General features: G+C 64.9%; 2 pseudogenes. One reads left to right on the top strand and one right to left on the bottom strand.

Annotated elements, in window-relative coordinates:
* Positions 1-246: pseudogene (locus tag MKL11_RS16045) on the top strand (methyl-accepting chemotaxis protein); the annotation flags it as partial.
* A 171-nt stretch (positions 247-417) separates the two neighbouring features.
* Here MKL11_RS16045 and MKL11_RS16040 read toward each other — a convergent pair.
* A pseudogene (locus MKL11_RS16040) lies at positions 418-613 on the bottom strand (Tellurite resistance protein TerB); the annotation flags it as partial.

Below are 613 nucleotides of genomic sequence, written 5' to 3'. Positions count from 1 at the left end.
GCGACGTCGATCGCGGCTGCCGTCGAGCAGCAGGGCGCGGCCACCCAGGAGATCGTGCGTAACGTCAGCCAGGCTGCGATGGGCACCGGTGAGGTGACCAGCAACATCTCAGGCGTGGCTGGCGCAGCCGAGGAGACGGGTGTGGCCGCGAGCCAGGTGCTTGGGGCGGCCTCTGAGCTGTCGCGCCAGTCCGAGCACCTCGCGGCCGAGGTTGGACGCTTCCTCGCCACCGTGCGCGCCGCCTGAGGCGTTCAGGTTCTCAGGGTCACGCCGGTCCAGTTCAGCGAAGGGGCTGCTTCCTCCACCTAGGGAAGAGGTAGCCCTTTCCACATTTTTAGGCCCTCGCCAGCCTCTTGTGCTCGACGACAGCTCAAATCAGGCACAGAGGGCAACGAACGCTCGTCGGGGGTGTAGAACCTATGCAGTCGACTGACTTGGCGTGAACCGAGCCACTGCGGTGTGCATCAGTTCGGACTTGTTGACGATAAGAGCGGTGGCGATCTCGGTCAGCGCCTTGTCCTCGATCTCGCTGATGCCCTCATGATCGGCGACATCGACAGCAACCAAGAACGCGTCCTGCCGCTGCTCTATCGGACGGCCGGCGATCGCGGCG

Origin of the sequence: Methylobacterium sp. J-077 (genome assembly GCF_022829365.1) — a bacterium.
Classification (GTDB): Bacteria; Pseudomonadota; Alphaproteobacteria; order Rhizobiales; family Beijerinckiaceae; genus Methylobacterium.
Note: the sequence above shows the minus strand (reverse complement) of the source record. Positions and strands in the feature narration are given on the sequence as shown.